We start from the raw sequence: 16,223 nt of genomic DNA on the forward strand, positions 1-16,223 counted from the left end.
AGGTCATGGACGATCTCAATGTCATCGACCAGTTCACTGCAACCTTCGTTACCTATATCGATAGCGGCTTCGGATTGCTTGAGCCGGACGTCGCCTTCCTGACGACCATCTTGATCGGCATCGACATCACGCTTGCCGGTCTTGCCTGGGCCATGACCGAAGACAAGTCGGTTATTCCGGCGCTCATCCGGAAGGTCCTTTATGTGGGGACCTTTGCCCTCATTCTCAATAATTTTTCCACCCTTGCCGGGATCGTCTTCAAGAGCTTTGCCCAATTGGGATTGACCGCGACGGAAGCCGCCCTGACAGCCGGCGACCTGATGCGCCCCGGATTTGTGGCCGCAGCCGGATATGACGCCGCAACCCCTTTGCTCGAAGAGGTCTCGGAGCTCATCGGACCGGTCGCCTTCTTCGAGAATTTTGTCACCATCATGATTTTGATGTTCGCCTGGATCGTGGTGCTGCTGGCCTTTTTCATTCTGGCCATCCAGCTTTTCATGACCATTCTCGAATTCAAATTGACGACCCTTGCGGGTTTCGTGCTCATCCCCTTTGCCCTTTGGAACAAGACCTCCTTTCTGGCCGAACGCGTGCTTGGCAATGTGATTTCCGCGGGCATCAAGCTCATGGTTCTCGCGGTCATTGTCGGGATCGGGTCAACCCTGTTCGGGACGTTTGCCGCGTCTTTTTCAGGCGAGGAGGTCACGCTCCGGGAGGCGAGCGCGACGGTTCTTGGCGCGCTGTCCATTTTCATGCTCGGCATATTCGGTCCAGGCGTCGCCGCTGGTCTCGTCTCAGGCGCACCGCAACTCGGGGCAGGGGCCGCTGTGGGCTCTGTGGCCGGTCTCGCCCTTGGCGGTGCAGCTGCGGGCGCCGTTGCTGCCGGGGGATTGCGAGCAGCAGGCGCCGGCCTCAGCCGTGCAACCCAGGCTGCGGCCGCAACGGCAGGTGGCAGAGCATCACCCCACAATTCCGGTCAGGGAATGTCCGGTTCCGCGGCGGCCAGCAGCGTGACCAGGCCCGGAAGTCCTGGTGAGAAATCCGGTTCGACAGCTGCAACAGGTGGGGGAAGTGCGGCCCCAGCCTGGGCGGCAAAGCTCAACCGCGGCCAGAAGTTCCGGGATCTCGCCAATATCACAGCCCATACCATCCGCGACGGCGATCGCCCGATGTCGGGCGAAAGCCCCAAGCTGACACAGGAGGATCGCTGATGTTCAAAAGATCACCTCTCGCATATGGCAAGACGCCAGTCCCCGTCACGCCCTATCAGAAAGCCGCCCAGGTTTGGGATGAGCGCATGGGGGCCGCCCGCCTGCAGGCGCATAACTGGCGGCTCATGGCCTTTGGCTGTCTGGGGCTCGCCATCCTGCTCTCGGGTGGAGTTCTCTGGCAGACCGGCCGCAGCAGCATCACGCCTTATATTGTCGAGCTCGATGGGTCTGGGGACATTCGCGCGGTCGCTCCCGCGACTGCGGCCTATAACCCGACGGATGCCCAGATCGCGTTTCATCTCGCCCGCTTCATTGAAAACATCCGCTCCCTGTCCACGGATCCCGTCATCGTGCGGCGGAGCTGGCTCGCCGCCTATGATTATGCCGCGGCGAAAGCGAGCAACAGACTGAACGAATATGCGCGCGAGCATGATCCGTTTCGGCAGGTGGGCAAACGCAGCATCACCGCCGAAGTCACAAGTGTGGTGCGCTCGTCCGATGACAGTTTCGATATCCGCTGGCGCGAAGAGAGTTTCGAGAACGGTCTCCGCACCTCAAGCCGCCGCTACAGGGCCGTTCTATCCATTGTCATCTCGCCGCCGCGCGATGAACAGGCGTTGCGCAAAAACCCTCTCGGCATCTATGTCCATGCGCTCGACTGGAGCGAGGACCATATCGCAGGAGATCAGGAATGACCCGATTTATTCAGTTGATGACCATGGTCCTTGGACTGTCCGCCTGTGCATCTGAGAAAATACCGCAGGAGATGCCCTATGATCCGGCGGCGTTCAGGATGGCGGCCATGGCCCAGGATCCGGCGCCACCGGTTGAAATCATTGTCCAGCCGGAACCTCTGCCGTTGCCAGGACAGCTCAAACCCGCAACCTCACTCCAGAAAACTCTGTCTCTCCCGGCTGGCGCGCCCGAGGATCGCATTCTTGCCGCGAATGACGCCGCCCGGATCCAGCCGATCAGGGACGGTTATCTCAATGCAATCCAGATCTATCCCTATATGGAGGGCGCGCTCTATCAGCTTTATGCGGCCCCCGAGCAGGTCAGCGACATCGCCTTACAGAAGGGCGAGGAGATCGTCGCCGTCTCGGCAGGGGACACCGTTCGCTGGATCATAGGCGACGTGGTGAGCGGCGACGGGGCGGACGCGCGGGCCCATGTTCTGGTCAAGCCCATCAAGGAAGATCTCCGCAGCAATCTCGTCATCATCACCGATCGCCGCGCCTATCATCTCGAACTGAACAGCACATCGGACGCCTATATGGCGTCCATATCCTGGACCTATCCGCAGGATGCGTTGCTCGCCCTCAAGCGCGGAGAGGCCCGCAAACAGGCACAGGCAGAACAGGTGATTGGCCAGGGACTGGAGCTTGATCAGTTGCGGTTCCGCTATCGGATCGGCGGAGACAATCCGCCCTGGCGACCGATCCATGTTTTTGACGACACGCATAAGGTCTATATCCAGTTTCCGGATCGGCTCGATCAGGGCGAAGCGCCACCGCTCTTTGTCATCGGCGACAATGGCGGCACCGAGCTTGTCAATTACCGGAAGCGCGGCAACTTCTATATTGTCGATCGCCTGTTCAAAGCGGCGGAGCTGCGTCTCGGCGAGAAGCCGCAACAGGTGGTCCGCATCACCCGCAGTAATGATGTGAGCTCCCGCAAGCCGGGTGAAGAGCCATGACGGGATCCCGGGATGATCAGATCAAGATGGACCTGCCAGAGCCGGGCCCGAAGGAGGATCCGGAGGGGCTCGCCCTTCGCGTCAAGCCCCGACGGATCACGCGGATCAACCGCAAGGTGTTGCTGGTCTTATGCGCGCTCGGCCTTCTCATATTGTTTGGCGCCGCCATCCTGGCGCTGCAGCCGCCTAAGCTGATGGAGAGACCGGCGACCAGCCCAGAGCTCCATAACCTGAGCTCCAAAGCAAAACCCGAAGGCCTCGAAGTCTTGCCCCGGCGTTACAGCGACAAACCCCGGATCCAGCTTGGAGCGCCATTACCAGGGGATCTCGGCAGCCCCGTCCTGCAGACGGAAGCCAATCTGGGATTGGGATCACCCGCGACCTCGGACATGGAGTTCCGCCCCAATGCGGAAGATGACGCACAGCGGGCCGAACGGATCAGACTGGCGCGGCTGGATGCTCAGGCCAGGGAATCGGATGTGTTGTTCCAGTTGAGAGCGAAAGCCGGGGCAGGGGGCACTCCAGCGTCAGCCGCCGAGAGGCCGACAACCATAAGATCGGATCAGATGGGCATCCTGGGACCACAGGCGGTCGCTGATGCCAGCGAAGATCAGAACGGCCAAAAACGCAAGCTCGGGTTCCTCGACTCCAAGGTCGATGACACGATATACAGCGCTCATGCGCTGCAGGATCCTGTCTCACCCTATCAGATCATGGCCGGTACGGTGATTGCGGCCAGTCTGCTGACGGGGATCAATTCGGATCTTCCGGGGCGGGTCATCGCCCAGGTGACGGAGAATATCTATGACAGCGTTTCGGGACGCTATCTGCTGCTTCCACAAGGATCGCGCCTGATCGGCAGCTATGACAGTATGGTCGCCTTCGGACAAAGCCGAGCCCTCATCATCTGGCAGCGCATCATCCTGCCGGATGGCTCCTCGACAGTGATCGATAATCTGCCCGCAACCGACCTCGCCGGCTATGCCGGTCTCGAGGATGCCGTCGATTATCACACCTGGCGGCTCATCAAGGGCGTGGCCCTCTCCACATTGCTGGGCGTCGGCACCGAGCTGACCTTTGGTGGGAACGAAAGTGATCTTGTGACCGCTCTTCGTCAATCCACACAGGACAATGTCAATCGGGCGGGGCAGCGGATCACGGAACGCAATCTCAACATTCAACCCACCATCACCATCCGCCCGGGCTGGCCGCTGCGCGTCATCGTCCACAAGGACATGGTGTTGCGGCCTTATAGAGGGTGAGGAGAGACAATATGACCACGCTCAAGCTTTGCAAATTGCCGGATCGTACACCCGTGAAGCTGTCTATTGTTCTGGACCCCAAAGTGATGGTGTCCCTATCAGAATATGCGGATGTTTATCTGAGAATTTATGGGGAGGAGGTTGCACCTGCCGATCTCATTCCCTTCATGCTCAGCAGTTTTTTGGACACTGATAAAGGCTTTCAGAAAGCGCGGCGGAAAACGGCTGAAAGATCAAGTGACCGGGGTGCGCAAAATCTTGAGGCATGATGAGGAATAAAGGGATGCCCAAATATATTCGTCTGAGAGATATTCCGCAGGAATATGGGGTCAGCCGTATCACGGTTTGGCGTTGGAGTCGGGGCCAAAAACATGGTTTTCCACCGGCTATTCGATTGTCGCCGCGTATCACGGTCTATGATGTGGAGGAGGTGAACGCCTGGTTTTCTAAAAACAGAGCAAGGGCGACTTGAGTCGTCCCCATTATAAGATCTGTAGGGTTATGTACTGCTGACATATATCGGCTCGCCAACCAGGGTGGCAATCTCTGAGCCTAAGGTTTCTAAAGCATGCCGTTTCTCGGCAGCGTAGGAATAGACATTATAGACACGAGCTGTAATTCCCTGTCCGACACTGTGGTTAAGTACTTTGCTGACAATAAACTCGGGGATGCCGAGCCGTGCCATATGAGTCGCTACGGTTCGCCGCAGGTCATGAAGATGCCATTCTTCCCATTTTGCCTCATTGCTTTCGAGATTGAATTTCATAAATTTGTCTAGGCGAACTTTGAATTTTGAGTATCCGCTTACGCAGGTTTCCCCATCTGTGGTGAAAATATAGTCTCCAAGGACAGGGAGGGCTTTGAGATATTGAACAACTAAGGGCGACAAGGGCACGAGGTGTTTTTTCGCATTTTTGGTATCTTTTGCCGACAATATCCATTCGCCCTTATCAAGGTCCAGATCAGACCATTTCATAGACGCCACTTCAGTGCGCCTTTGCCCTGTCAGCAGAAGGATTTTGACCATTGGGCCAAAGGGGTATCCAAGGAGAGTGGCCGCACTCCATAGAAACTTGATTTCCTTTTCTGACAGATAGCGGTCACGGGAGACCTCTTCGGCGGGTTTGTCGACTGCTTCTGCTGGAGATGATTCGATATAATCTTTCCGTATGCAAAATTTGAAAAATGTTTTTAGAAGCACGAGGAGTCTGTTTGCCGAGACTTTGGAGCCTCCGTTAAAGAGGTTGTCTACGATAGCGATAACGTCGGCGCGACGAATTGAATCAACACGCCGTCCCCGCCAATGGGGAAGGACGTGAATTTCAAAGCGTCTTTGCTGTAGGTGCCATGAACGATTCTTGGGCTTCGCATATTGCTCGATAAATTGAGTTGCGACATCTTCGAATAGAGGGACTGGTTGAAAATGCCCTCGATCTGCTGATTCGATCAGGAACTGCCGCGCTTTTTCTCTCGCTTTTGACAGGGAAAGGTTTGGATAGGTCCCCAATGTCTTATTGACTATTTGGGAACCTATGCGGGCTCGCACTATCCAGCTTTTGCGGCCAGATGTTCCGACGCGCAGACGAAGCCCCGTCAAAAGTTCATCGGGATACTCAATCCGCTTGGAGACATTGGCCTTGATCAAAGCAACCCGAGCGTCCGTAAGTTTCATGGCGCGCATCGCAATAGATCCAAAGTTTGTTACCCAGAGGGCTTTTGGGTAACGTGTGGGTAACAAAATTATGGAATACTAGGGAACACACTGAAATTAAGTTTATCATAAAATGGCAGAAATCAGCCAAAAATTAACAAAAAGAAACTTTCAGAATGAGTATATTTCTTAACTTCTAAGCATGGGGTCGTTGGTTCGAATCCAACAGGGCGGGCCAATCTTTATCTGATATCACGATCTACATGGTCATTCGGGTCAGTTTATCCGTCGGGAACTGTTTCGGGACGATGCCGAACTGTTTCTTGAAGGCCAGAATAAAGCTGTTGTGATGTTCATAGCCGAGTTGTTGTGACACCAGATAGATCGGCAGCTCGGGATCGGAGAGCAGGCGGCAGGCTTCCTCCATCCGGATCTTGGTGGCAAAGCTGTGGATGGTCTCGCCATAGAGATTGCGGAATCCGGTTTTCAGCTTTGTCGTGCTCATGCCCACCTGCCGGGCGAGATCGGTGATGGTGGGCGGCGGGTTATACTGCGCGAGCAAAATGTCATGGGCGTGATAGAGACATTTCAGATCGCGTTCGAGAAACTGAGTGTTTTCGAAGCTTGGGGGCAGGCTGGTATAATGTTCGATAAAAGGAAACAAGTCGCACAAGATATCAAGCGACTGGGCTTCAAGTGGTAGGGGCCTTACGGGCGCTGGCAGATGTTTTGATTTGGAACAGTGGATTACATTTCGGATTTTTGCGGTCAGCGGAATGGTTAGGAAACCGATGTCGTCGTCGGACAGAAGATGCTTCAAAATCTGTTTTGAATAGCTGCCGAAATATCTTTCCAGCATGGAGGGGCGGCCTTGGCGTTTCCGGGGCTTGCCTGCCGCCTTGCAGAGGGTAAACTTATCGTGCGGCTGTTGCGAGTAGAGGGCGGCCGGAGGTGTTCAGTACGGGATACGGGGGGGGGGGGCTTTGATGAGCGACCAGACTATTCTTGACCTGACGGGCGTGGATGCGATTGCCGCTTTGAAAAAGGGTGATCTGCGGCTGATTGATTATGTGGATGCCCTGCTTGGGCAGAGTGACCGCCTCCGAGACCTCAATGCCTTTGTGACTCAGGACCCGGACAGGGTGCGGGATGCGGCGCGTAAGATGACGCAGCTTCGCGGACCGCTTTATGGGCTGCCGTTTGTTTTGAAGGACAATATCAATACGGCTGATCTGCCGACCACGGCCTGCACGCCAGCGCTTCAGAACTGGGTGCCGCCTATGGATGCGCCGATTACCCGGAGCTTGCGGGAGAGCGGCGGGCTGTTGCTGGGTAAGGTTGCCATGCATGAACTGGCCTTCGGCATCCGCAGCAACAATCGTCATTATGGCTCAGCGCGCAATCCTTATGGGGCGGATCATATGCCCGGCGGTAGCAGTTCCGGCACCGCTATTGCCGTGTCGGCGCGCATGGCGCCTTTGGGGATCGGTACGGATACCGGGGGGTCCTGCCGCATACCGGCGGCGCTTTGTGGCTGCGTTGGCTTCCGGCCGACCCTTGATCGTTATGACGCGCGGGGCATCGTGCCGCTGTCGTCCACGCGGGATACGCCGGGGCCGCTTGCGCGCAGTGTTGCGGATATTATTCTGATGGATGAGATCTGCGCGGTGAAGAAGACCTCGCCGGTGGTGGCGCGGTCTTTGAAGGGCGTGCGGCTTGGAGTTCCGCGGGGTTATTTTTATGAGGATCTGCACCCGGCCACGGCCAAGATATGCGCCGAGGCGCTGGAGCAGATGCGGGAGGCCGGGGCGGTTCTGATCGAAAAGGATATTCCCCATATAGGCGATCTGAGCGCGGCGGTCGGGTTTCCCATCGCCCTGTTCGAAGCGCCGCGTGAAGTGGCGAATTATCTTTATGTGAATAATGCCCCGCTCAGTTATCAGGAGTTGGCGAGGGTAATTTCAAGCGATGAGCTGCGGCAGCTCATCGCCGGGCTCATGGGGGAGGGCGGGATCACGCCGGAAACCTATCGGACAGCCATGCTTCTTCATCGGCCGAAACTGCAGGATGTGTATGAGCGTTATTTCCGCGATAATGCGGTTGATGCTCTGGTGGTGCCGACGACGCCTCTGCCAGCCAGTTTACGATCGCCGGATGATCGCGATGATCCGGTGGAGCTGAACGGCAGGATGGTCGACAGCATGACGGCCTATATCCGGAACACCGACCCGTCGAGCAATGCGGGACTGCCCGCTTTGTCCGTGCCTGCGGGGGTGACGGATGAGGGGCTGCCGGTGGGCATCGAGTTTGTCGGCCCGGCCTATGGGGATGCGATGGTGCTGGCGATCGGGCAGGCTTATGAGCGGCTGAGGCCGATGATCGCGCCGCCTGCGCTGTCGCGACCTTGAGGTGATCCGATTGTTATTTGGCCTGGGTGAAGTTTCGTGATGTGTCACGCATGAAATAGCCTTACTATTCTAGGCCAATAGATAACAATCGGGGGCTATATGAGCCAGGACGCCATTGACCGTATTCGGACGCATCCGGACTATCAGAGATTGGTGACGCGCCGCCGTCGTCTTGGCTGGCGTCTGACGGTGCTGATGCTGGTGATTTATTACGGCTTTATTCTGGCGGTCGCCTTTGCCCCGGAAAAACTTGGGGCGGCCTTGCCGGGCATGACCATGACCGTGGGCATCCCGCTTGGACTTCTTGTGATCATTTCCGCGTTTATCCTCACCGCCATTTATGTGGCGCGGGCCAATCGTGAGTTCGATCAGCTCACCCGGAACATTGTTGAGGATGTAAAATAATGCGGTTTGGTCTGGGGGTTGCGGCGCTTTTGGGATTTCCGGGCGCGGCTTTGGCTGCGGGCACCATTGAGGGCGGCGTGAAGCAGGCGCTCAATTGGCCCGCGATTGTCATGTTTCTGGCCTTTGTGTCGCTGACGCTTGGGATCACCCGCTGGGCGGCCAAGCGGACCAAGACGACGCGGGATTTCTATACGGCGGGCGGCGGTATTTCCGGCCGTCAGAACGGTCTTGCCATTGCCGGGGACTATATGTCGGCGGCGTCGTTTCTGGGCATCTCGGGACTGGTGTATGCGACCGGGTTTGACGGGCTGATTTATTCCATCGGCTTTCTGGTCGGCTGGCCGATCATCATGTTCCTGATTGCCGAGCCGTTGCGCAATCTGGGCAAATTCACTTTTGCCGATGTGGTGGCCTATCGCCTGGATCGGGTGCGCATGCGGGCCCTTGCGGCTTGCGGGTCGCTGGTTGTGGTGGCTTTTTATCTGATTGCCCAGATGGTCGGAGCGGGCAAACTGATCGAGATTCTGTTCGGGCTGGATTATGTGATCGCGGTTGTGGTCGTTGGCGTCCTGATGGTGCTTTATGTGACCTTTGGCGGCATGCTTGCGACCACCTGGGTGCAGATCATCAAGGCGGTTCTGCTGTTGGCGGGCGCGACCTTCATGGCAGTGGCGGCGCTTTCGGCATTTGATTTCAACCCTGAGATCATGTTCCGCGAGGCGGTGGCGACCCACCCGAATGGCGCTCACATCATGATGCCGGGCACGCAGGTGAGCAATCCTATCGATGCCATTTCATTGGGCATTGCGTTGATGTTCGGTACCGCCGGACTGCCGCATATTCTGATGCGCTTTTTCACCGTGCGGGATGCGCGGGAGGCTCGGAAATCCGTGCTCTATGCCACGGGGTTCATCGCCTATTTCTATATTCTGACTTTCATCATCGGCTTCAGCGCCATTGTGCTGTTGGCGCGTCATCCTGAATTCTTCACCGTGCCGCCGGGGCAGGCGCTGAATATCCTCAAGGATCTTGCGGGCGGCAGCAATATGGTGGCGGTGCATCTGGCCGACGCGGTGGGCGGCAGCCTGTTCATGGGCTTTATCTCGGCGGTGGCCTTTGCGACCATTCTGGCCGTGGTATCCGGCCTGACCCTGTCGGGGGCCTCGGCCATCTCCCATGACCTTTATGCGAGCGTGATCGCGCACGGTAAGGTTGACGAGAAAAAGGAAGTGCTGATTTCGAAAATCGCCACGGTGGGGCTTGGCGTGCTGGCCATTGTACTTGGCATCGCGTTCGAGAAACAGAATGTGGCCTTCATGGTCGGCCTGGCCTTCGCCATCGCGGCCAGCGCCAATTTTCCGGTGTTGCTGCTGTCGATCACCTGGCGTGGGCTGACCACGCGGGGAGCCTTCATAGGCGGGTTCGCGGGGCTGATTACGGCCATGACGCTGGTTATTCTGAGCCCGACGGTCTGGGTCGATATGTTCGGTTATGCTGAACCGGTGGTGAGATTCAAGAATCCGGCGATTTATTCCATGCCGCTTGCGTTCTTTGTGACCTGGATTTTTTCGGTCACCGATCGCTCGGGCCGGGCGGCTGCTGAGCGGGAGGCGTTTGAGGTGCAGGATGTGCGGTCACAAACAGGTATCGGCGCGGATGGGGCGGTGTCGCATTGAGCTTTCTGATCATCCAGACTGGCAGCATTGGGATTAAAAGCGACGCGGGGGATGCTGACCGCATGTTCCTTAGCGCACTTGGCTGGGGACAGGCGGACGCGCAGGTGGTGCGGGTGTTTAACGATGAACCCTTGCCGCCGGCCGGGTCTTTGCGCGGGGTGATCATCACCGGCTCACCGGCCATGGTGACCGACCGCGAGGGTTGGAGCGAGCGTACGGCCGAATGGTTGCGCGGGGCGGTTGCTGGCGGTACGCGGATGCTGGGGGTCTGTTTTGGCCATCAGTTGCTGGCCCATGCCCTGGGTGGGGAGGTCGGCAACAACCCGCGCGGACCCGAATATGGTCCGGTGCGGATCACGCCAACGCCTGAGGCAGCTGACGATCCGTTGCTGTCAGTACTGTCGCAACATAGCACGATGGTTTACGAAGCCCATAATCAGGCGGCGCTGCGCTTGCCACGCGGCAGCATCCTGCTTGCTGAAGGTGATGGCGATCCGCATCAGGCCGTACGCTATGCCGATCAGGTCTGGGGTGTGCAGTTCCACCCGGAATTCACGCTGCCGGTCATGCGTGGACTTTTGGAGGCCGAGCGCGAAAGGCTGGCCCGTGCAGGGCTGGATGTGGCCACGCGGCTTGAGGCCTGTGACACGGAGATAGATAGGATCGGGCGGCGGTTTCTTAAACGGTTTGTAGATATTTGCGGGTAGTTAGATGAAGTAGAAAGAAATTGCACAATAAGGGTAGTTTTATATATTGCCTTTTGTTGGTGCGAGATTGTGTCTGTTTGGGTATTTGTCGTTAGCTTGATTTCGTTGATCTACGATAGAGTGCTTGTTTAAGAAATTCAGATGGGGATAAATAGTGGAATATCGGAAAGACATACAGATCCTGCGCGGTGTCTCTGTCATCTCGGTAGTATTGTTCCATCTGAATATGCGTGGATTTGAAAACGGCTTCCTGGGTGTTGATGTGTTTTTTGTCATCAGTGGCTTTCTGATGGCACTTCTCTATAGAGAGGGTGAGGCTGTTGCCTTCTATTCCCGACGAGCGCGGAGGCTTTTGCCGGCATATTTTGTGACCGTACTGCTTACTCTACTGATTGCTGCATGTATTGTGATGCCGGTTGAGTATGGTCAGGTTGTTGAGCAAGGGTTATTTTCTGCCTTCTTTATATCCAATTTCGGATTTTGGCTTCAGAACTCTTATTTCAGTAAGGCGGAATTTACTCCATTATTACATTTGTGGTCATTAGGGGTTGAAATTCAGTTCTATCTACTCATCCCACTCCTTTTCTTGTTGGCGAAGAAATTCAAGTGGTCCATCTTGGCTCTCTTGATAGTATCCCTACTTATATGTTTTGTTGCCACGACGGTAAGCTCTAAAACCTCATTTTTTATGATGCCTTTGCGCATTTGGCAGTTTTTGATTGGATATTTAGTAGCTTGTCATCTGACTGTGGCAGGAACGCTACGGGATGATATCCGAAACCCTATACTTGGCTGTTTGTCATTTTTTGTTCTTTTGTCCATTCCATTTCTTCCTGTTGATGGTCAATCAACCAGCTTCATAATTGGCCATCCAGGTCTCGCTGCTCTTGGAATCTGTCTTGCCACTGCGGGTGTCCTTACTTTTGGTTTGCCTGATATGTTTGAAAAGGGGCGGATTGGTGATGCCTTTGAATTGGTTGGAAAATATTCTTATTCCATTTATCTCGCACATTTTCCAATTATTGTTCTGTATCTTTATCAGCCATTTTCGGGCACGATTTTATCGCCTTCCACCCCATATGCGATTGCAGTGATTGTTGCCCTGATAGTTATCTTTTCACTTGCGCTCTATCATGGTGTTGAGCGTGTCGGTGCAAATTTCTATTCAGCGCTGCGAGCGATTGGGGTCTCGGGGGTGATCGTTATGTTTTCGCTGTCATCTGAGACGCTCATGCAGAAGCGGTTCTCCTCGTCCGAACAGAAGATCTTTGCGGCTTGGTCGGATCGTTCGGTTTATCGATGCGGTAAGGTTTTTCGCCTTCTTCACCCCACATCGGACCTTTGCGAAATTACGGATGGCGCTGAGGGAAAAAAAGGCACACTTCTGCTTATAGGCAATAGCCATGCCGATTCAATTAAAACATCATTTGCCAAGGTTGCGTCAGCGCATGGTTATCGGGTTTTCTTCAGTGTTGATAATGAGCCGCTTAAAAAATCGCGTGATAGCGTTGAGAGGCTTATCGCTGAGGCAAAAGCACTTAAGGTCGACGCTGTTTTTTTGCATTTCGCAGGGAGCGAGGGCCTGGAAAATGTTATCGATCCTTTCATTGTGCGGTTGGCAGAGGAAGAAACTAGGACAGTCTGGTTAATGCCAGTTCCTACATATGAAAATAATGTTGCGGCGACGCTCTTCAATCATCTTACGAGAGGCGACAAGCTTCCTTCTCAGAATCTTGCCACTTATCATGAAATTAATCGGGATTTGTTTGCATATGCAAAGTCGAAAAAATCCAGTGATTTTTCCTATTACGATCTAGGGAGCGTGTTGTGTCACCCCGAATGCGTTCTAGTAGATCAACAAGGGCGCCCGGCGTATTTTGATGCGGGGCACTTAACGCTCAGTGGGGCTATGTTGTTGGAGAATGTATTTGCAAGCGCAATCGATGGAGTTGCTAGATCGAAAAAGTTTGCCCATTAGAAATCTGGATCATCCACAAGTCCAGTGAGTCTCCGTTATGAAATCGATTTTTGATAATGTGCCGTTTAGAGTCTCATACGGGTAGACTATGGAGCGTGTTTGATCAGCCTCGCTAAATATCCAGATCTTTCACCGCGTCGGCGTTTTCCTGGATGAAGGCGAAACGGAGTTCGGGTTTGCGGCCCATGAGGTCTTCGACCAGGCGGCTGGTGTCGCGTTGGTCCTGGAAATCTTCGGGGAGGACGACGCGGAGCAGCGTGCGGCGCTTTTTGTCCATGGTGGTGTCTTTCAGCTGCGCGGGCGGCATTTCGCCAAGGCCTTTGAAGCGGCTGATTTCGACTTTTCCGCGCCCGGCGAATTCCTTTTTCATCAGTTGCTCGCGGTGGGCGTCGTCGCGGGCATAGATGACCTTGCCGCCCTGGGCGATGCGATAGAGCGGCGGCTGGGCGAGAAACAGGTGACCGCGGCGGACCAGTTCCGGCATTTCGCGGTAGAAAAAGGTCATGAGCAGCGTTGCGATATGGGCGCCGTCCACGTCGGCGTCGGTCATGATGACCACTTTTTCATAACGCAGGTCACTCAGGCGGAATTTGTCGCGCATGCCGCAGCCGAGCGCCTGGGAGAGGTCGGAGATTTCCTGATTGGCGCCGATTTTGTCGAGACCGGCGCTGGCCACGTTCAGGATCTTGCCGCGAATGGGCAGGATGGCCTGTGTTTTGCGGTCGCGCGCCTGTTTGGCCGATCCACCGGCCGAATCCCCTTCGACGATGAAGATTTCGGTGCCCGCTGGCCCGTCGGCGGCACAATCGGCAAGCTTGCCGGGCAGGCGCAGGCGGCGGCGGTTGGTGGCGGTTTTGCGCTGGATTTCTTTCTCGGCCTTGCGGCGGAGGCGTTCTTCGGCTTTTTCGATCACCCAATCAAGAAGACCCGTGGCCTGCACCGGGGCACCGGACAACCAATGGTCGAAATGGTCGCGCATGGCGTTTTCCACGAGGCGGGTGGCCTCGGGGGTCGCGAGCTTTTCCTTGGTCTGGCCCTGAAATTGCGGGTCGCGGATGAAGACGGAAATCAACATGGCGGCCCCACCCAGGGCATCCTCGGGCGTGATTTCCCGGGCTTTTTTGTTGCCCACAAGCTCGCCATAGGCGCGCAGGCCCTTGGTCAGCGCGGCGCGGAATCCGGCTTCATGGGTGCCGCCTTCGGGGGTCGGCACGGTGTTGCAATAGGAATGCATAAAGCCGTCGATTGCGGCTGGCCAGGCCACAGCCCATTCGACCTGTCCCATGTCCTCGGCAAGGGCCGCGCGGCCGGCGAAGACTTCGGGGGTCACACATTGCGCGCCGTCGATGGCGTCGCGCAGGAAGTCGGCGAGACCGCCGGGGAAATGCAACGTGGCTTCGGCCGGGGTTTCATCGCCGGGGCGGATAAGCTCGGGCGCACATTTCCAGCGCAGTTCAACGCCGCGGAACAGATAGGCTTTCGAACGTGCCATGCGGTAAAGCCGCGACGGCTTGAAGGCAGCCGTGGTGCCGAAAATCTCGGTATCGGGCATGAAATGCACCCGTGTGCCGCGCCGATTCTGGGTCGAGCCCTTGAGTTCAAGGGGTGAGGTCGCATGGCCGCGACCATAGGTTTGAACCCAGATCTGGCGGTCGCGGGCGACCTCGATCGAGACCCAGGATGACAGCGCGTTCACCACCGAGATCCCGACCCCGTGCAGACCGCCCGAGGTCTTGTAGGCGTCCGAACCGAATTTGCCGCCCGAATGCAGGGTGGTCATGATGACTTCAAGGGCCGACTTGTCTTTGTATTTCGGGTGCGGGTCGGTGGGAATGCCACGGCCATTGTCGGCAACCGACAGCGATCCATCGGCATGAAGTTCGATATCGATGCGGTTCGCGTGGCCGGCCACCGCCTCGTCCATGGAATTGTCGAGAACTTCCGCCGCGAGATGATGGAAGGCGCGTTCGTCGGTGCCGCCGATATACATGCCGGGGCGACGGCGCACGGGCTCAAGCCCCTCAAGGACTTCGATGTCCTTGGCCGAATAGTCGGTTTTGGTGGCGGAAAGATTCTCGAAAAGATCGGCCATGAAGCGTCCAGAGCAGGAAATCGCAGGAAATCAAGGCGGCAGGGCCTGCCGCTGACAGAGCCTATACCTACTGGGAAACGCTTGGCAAGGCCACTAGATATTGTGGATCTAATCGAACAGGCTGTCGACGGCATCCTGATTCATGCCGTCGGTCGGGGCGTTGTCCGTCATGGTTTCGAGGGTGCCGCCATTGATGATGCGGCTGGCCTTGGCGATGAGCTCGCGGAGCTGGCTTGCGGCGGCGGACACCGTGGCGTGGATGGTGTCAGGGGCACCTTCCGACAAGCCGACGGCGGCTTCGGAGATGGTGCAGAGGATCAGAAGATTAAGGTCATCGATCACAGCTTCAAGGGCGGCGCGGCGTGCGGCGGGGGCATGGGCATAGGCTTCGACCGCGAGGGCCTTGTGCTGGAAATGGCTATGGGCGAAATGCTCCTGATAGCTTTTCGGGGCCCAGTCGATAATGTCCTCAAGGCAGTCCGGCATCTCGGCCACAAGATCGAGAATCATGACCGCTTCATTGAAATGATTGAGGTAATCCGTCGCGAGCAGGGTATCGGGATTGATGTTGGTGCCGGACAGGCGGTCGCGCCAAGCAGTGCCGGGGCATGCTTCGTGGTTGGTGCGGAGAGTGGATTGCTCGGCGTTTGTCAAAGTCTCCAGAGGCCTGTCCGAAAGGGTTGCAGGATTTTCGAGTTTAAAAGCCATTTCCTCCTATTTCGTTAAAGCTCAATTGCCCATGCGACCGGCAAAGGGGGTGCCGGTCAGCAGGGTCACAAGATGCGCCGCCATGGCAATGCTGACCAGAAGGCTAATGAACTGCAGAGCGTTATAGGGAACGGGCCAGACCCGTCCGATGGGCGACGGGCGGCGGGACATGATGTTGGAGACGGCCAGGAGCAAAAGCGCACCCGTCAACAAAATCAATGTGATCGGCAAGTCCATAGTTGTTGCAACCCTCGAAGCTGAGCTTGGCTGACAGGTCGGCCAAAATATTTTCCGATCTAATCCGATCACAGGCGTGCGGGTCAAGGGTCTGAGCCGGTTGCGGGGCCCTGAATATGATCAGTCCCCGGGAATGACCCCGGGGACTGAGTATCTTGAACCTGTTGCTGGCAACCAGCAGCGGTCGTCGTG

16 protein-coding genes are annotated in these 16,223 nt (G+C 56.4%); 11 read left to right on the plus strand and 5 right to left on the minus strand.

The window, feature by feature from the left end; all coding sequences use genetic code 11:
• Positions 1-5: 5 nt before the first annotated feature.
• The 6 genes from trbL to NYP16_RS14620 are packed head-to-tail and all read left to right on the plus strand — an operon-like array spanning position 6 to position 4,641.
• A complete protein-coding gene (gene trbL, locus NYP16_RS07030) occupies positions 6-1,211 on the plus strand; it encodes a P-type conjugative transfer protein TrbL (RefSeq protein ID WP_274943410.1) in 1,206 nt (401 codons plus the stop codon).
• Entirely contained in the window at positions 1,208-1,906 is a 699-nt protein-coding gene (gene trbF / locus NYP16_RS07035) for a conjugal transfer protein TrbF (protein ID WP_274943578.1), read from the plus strand. The genes trbL and trbF overlap by 4 nt, the downstream gene beginning before the upstream one ends.
• Positions 1,903-2,907 carry a P-type conjugative transfer protein TrbG gene (trbG, locus tag NYP16_RS07040; protein ID WP_274943411.1) on the plus strand — a complete coding sequence of 335 codons (1,005 nt, stop codon included), beginning with the start codon at positions 1,903-1,905 and terminating at the stop codon, positions 2,905-2,907. Before trbF ends, trbG begins: the two co-directional genes overlap by 4 nt.
• Positions 2,904-4,169: a TraB/TrbI/VirB10 family type IV secretion system protein gene (locus NYP16_RS07045; protein WP_274943412.1), complete on the plus strand. Its 1,266-nt coding sequence runs from the start codon at positions 2,904-2,906 to the stop codon at positions 4,167-4,169. The genes trbG and NYP16_RS07045 overlap by 4 nt, the downstream gene beginning before the upstream one ends.
• 11 nt (positions 4,170-4,180) lie before the next feature.
• Positions 4,181-4,438: a DUF2274 domain-containing protein gene (locus NYP16_RS07050; protein WP_274943413.1), complete on the plus strand. Its 258-nt coding sequence runs from the start codon at positions 4,181-4,183 to the stop codon at positions 4,436-4,438.
• A gap of 14 nt (positions 4,439-4,452) precedes the next feature.
• Positions 4,453-4,641, plus strand: coding sequence for a helix-turn-helix transcriptional regulator (locus tag NYP16_RS14620; protein ID WP_429913144.1), 189 nt, complete (start codon positions 4,453-4,455; stop codon positions 4,639-4,641).
• 27 nt (positions 4,642-4,668) lie between these two features.
• Here the strand turns inward: NYP16_RS14620 and NYP16_RS07055 are convergent, their stop codons facing one another.
• Positions 4,669-5,850 (minus strand): tyrosine-type recombinase/integrase, encoded by a 1,182-nt coding sequence (locus NYP16_RS07055; protein WP_274943414.1) that lies wholly within the window; start codon positions 5,848-5,850, stop codon positions 4,669-4,671.
• Between the two features lie 229 nt (positions 5,851-6,079).
• Complete coding sequence (locus NYP16_RS07060; RefSeq protein WP_274943415.1) at positions 6,080-6,679, minus strand: AraC family transcriptional regulator; 600 nt, start codon at positions 6,677-6,679, stop codon at positions 6,080-6,082.
• Between the two features lie 127 nt (positions 6,680-6,806).
• Between NYP16_RS07060 and NYP16_RS07065 the strand changes: the two genes are divergently transcribed.
• The 5 genes from NYP16_RS07065 (at position 6,807) to NYP16_RS14520 (ending at position 12,994) form a co-directional block, all read left to right on the plus strand.
• Entirely contained in the window at positions 6,807-8,228 is a 1,422-nt protein-coding gene (locus NYP16_RS07065; RefSeq protein ID WP_274943416.1) for an amidase family protein, read from the plus strand.
• A 99-nt stretch (positions 8,229-8,327) separates the two neighbouring features.
• Entirely contained in the window at positions 8,328-8,633 is a 306-nt protein-coding gene (locus NYP16_RS07070; RefSeq protein ID WP_274943417.1) for a DUF485 domain-containing protein, read from the plus strand.
• Positions 8,633-10,309 carry a cation acetate symporter gene (locus tag NYP16_RS07075; RefSeq protein ID WP_274943418.1) on the plus strand — a complete coding sequence of 559 codons (1,677 nt, stop codon included), beginning with the start codon at positions 8,633-8,635 and terminating at the stop codon, positions 10,307-10,309. The genes NYP16_RS07070 and NYP16_RS07075 overlap by 1 nt, the downstream gene beginning before the upstream one ends.
• Positions 10,306-11,016: a glutamine amidotransferase gene (locus tag NYP16_RS07080; protein ID WP_274943419.1), complete on the plus strand. Its 711-nt coding sequence runs from the start codon at positions 10,306-10,308 to the stop codon at positions 11,014-11,016. The genes NYP16_RS07075 and NYP16_RS07080 overlap by 4 nt, the downstream gene beginning before the upstream one ends.
• A 154-nt stretch (positions 11,017-11,170) precedes the next feature.
• A complete protein-coding gene (locus tag NYP16_RS14520; protein ID WP_274943420.1) occupies positions 11,171-12,994 on the plus strand; it encodes an acyltransferase family protein in 1,824 nt (607 codons plus the stop codon).
• A gap of 112 nt (positions 12,995-13,106) precedes the next feature.
• On the opposite strand, the gene parE is transcribed toward NYP16_RS14520, so the two are convergent.
• From parE to NYP16_RS07100, 3 genes are all read right to left on the minus strand, one after another.
• Positions 13,107-15,086, minus strand: a complete 1,980-nt coding sequence (gene parE, locus NYP16_RS07090) for a DNA topoisomerase IV subunit B (protein WP_274943421.1) — start codon at positions 15,084-15,086, stop codon at positions 13,107-13,109.
• 108 nt (positions 15,087-15,194) lie between these two features.
• A complete protein-coding gene (locus NYP16_RS07095) occupies positions 15,195-15,794 on the minus strand; it encodes a hypothetical protein (RefSeq protein ID WP_274943422.1) in 600 nt (199 codons plus the stop codon).
• Positions 15,795-15,815: 21 nt separating this feature from the next.
• Positions 15,816-16,031, minus strand: a complete 216-nt coding sequence (locus NYP16_RS07100) for a hypothetical protein (RefSeq protein ID WP_274943423.1) — start codon at positions 16,029-16,031, stop codon at positions 15,816-15,818.
• Positions 16,032-16,223: the final 192 nt, after the last annotated feature.

Source organism: Govania unica (genome assembly GCF_027920805.1).
GTDB lineage: Bacteria > Pseudomonadota > Alphaproteobacteria > Sphingomonadales > Govanellaceae > Govanella > Govanella unica.

Coding starts and splice junctions, on each gene's coding strand:
- NYP16_RS07060 (WP_274943415.1), bottom strand. CDS start 6,679: ATGCTGGAAAGATATTTCGGCAGCTATTCAAAACAGATTTTGAAGCAT.
- NYP16_RS07055 (WP_274943414.1), bottom strand. CDS start 5,850: ATGCGCGCCATGAAACTTACGGACGCTCGGGTTGCTTTGATCAAGGCC.
- parE (WP_274943421.1), bottom strand. CDS start 15,086: ATGGCCGATCTTTTCGAGAATCTTTCCGCCACCAAAACCGACTATTCG.
- NYP16_RS07070 (WP_274943417.1), top strand. CDS start 8,328: ATGAGCCAGGACGCCATTGACCGTATTCGGACGCATCCGGACTATCAG.
- NYP16_RS07045 (WP_274943412.1), top strand. CDS start 2,904: ATGACGGGATCCCGGGATGATCAGATCAAGATGGACCTGCCAGAGCCG.
- NYP16_RS07065 (WP_274943416.1), top strand. CDS start 6,807: ATGAGCGACCAGACTATTCTTGACCTGACGGGCGTGGATGCGATTGCC.
- NYP16_RS14620 (WP_429913144.1), top strand. CDS start 4,453: ATGCCCAAATATATTCGTCTGAGAGATATTCCGCAGGAATATGGGGTC.
- NYP16_RS07100 (WP_274943423.1), bottom strand. CDS start 16,031: ATGGACTTGCCGATCACATTGATTTTGTTGACGGGTGCGCTTTTGCTC.
- trbL (WP_274943410.1), top strand. CDS start 6: ATGGACGATCTCAATGTCATCGACCAGTTCACTGCAACCTTCGTTACC.
- trbG (WP_274943411.1), top strand. CDS start 1,903: ATGACCCGATTTATTCAGTTGATGACCATGGTCCTTGGACTGTCCGCC.
- NYP16_RS07050 (WP_274943413.1), top strand. CDS start 4,181: ATGACCACGCTCAAGCTTTGCAAATTGCCGGATCGTACACCCGTGAAG.
- NYP16_RS07095 (WP_274943422.1), bottom strand. CDS start 15,794: ATGGCTTTTAAACTCGAAAATCCTGCAACCCTTTCGGACAGGCCTCTG.
- NYP16_RS07075 (WP_274943418.1), top strand. CDS start 8,633: ATGCGGTTTGGTCTGGGGGTTGCGGCGCTTTTGGGATTTCCGGGCGCG.